We start from the raw sequence: 878 nt of genomic DNA, 5'->3' as shown, positions 1-878 counted from the left end.
CCCTGCAAGCTGAACAGGGGCAGAAACACCACGATGATGATGCTGATGGCGAACAATATCGGTCGGGCTACCGCTTGACTGGCTCGCGCCACAAGGTGCATGCGCGACTCATCCGGGGAGGATTCGCGCAGGAGCCGGTCAATGTTCTCCACGACGACCACGGCACCGTCCACCATCATACCAATGGCAATCGCCAGGCCACCGAGAGACATGAGGTTGGCGGAAATCCCAAACCACTTCATGGCGATCAACGCCAGACACACGGAAAAGGGAATGGAAAGCGCCACCACCAAGCTGGGGCGCCATCCCCCCATAAAGGCCAGAAGCACCAACGCCACCAGACCAATACCCTGCAACAACGCATTGGTAACGGTGGAGACGGCGGCTTCAACCAGCTGTGCCTGATCGTAATACGGACTGACTTCAATGCCTTTCGGCAAATTGGCGTTGATGGTTGCCAGCTCGTCCTTCACGGCACTGATCACGTTGGAGGTATTGGCACCAATCAGCTTGAGCACCATGCCGACCACGGCTTCGCCTTTGCCATCCTTGGTGGTCAGCCCCCGCCGAATTTCACCGCCAATCGTCAGGTCACCGAGCTGATGCAGGTAGACCGGCACACCATCGGCACTTTTGACCACGATGTTTCGCAAGTCATCCAGATTTTCTGCCAGGCCCACGGAGCGAACGATGTATTGCTCGTCGTTCTGGATGATAAACTGGGCACCCGCGTTGGCGTTGTTCGCCTCGATCCGACGTTTGACCTGCGGCAAGGAGATGTCATAGCGCAACAGCGCCTTGGGATCAATGCGCACCTGGAACTGTTTGACGTTGCCGCCGATGGACAGCACTTCGGTCACGCCCTTGACCGTCTGCAG

Annotated in this window: 1 protein-coding gene; it reads right to left on the bottom strand. The window is 57.7% G+C overall.

Annotation, left to right across the window (positions count from 1 at the left end; all coding sequences use genetic code 11):
* Window positions 1-878 (bottom strand): efflux RND transporter permease subunit (locus B3187_RS13055; RefSeq protein ID WP_286806924.1); only part of this gene is annotated, 878 nt, incomplete at both ends.

Origin of the sequence: Marinimicrobium sp. UBA4209, assembly GCF_002381585.1 — a bacterium.
Classification (GTDB): Bacteria; Pseudomonadota; Gammaproteobacteria; order Pseudomonadales; family Cellvibrionaceae; genus Marinimicrobium; species Marinimicrobium koreense.
The sequence above is the reverse complement of the archived record's forward strand: the minus strand, read 5'-3'. Positions and strand labels throughout refer to the sequence as shown.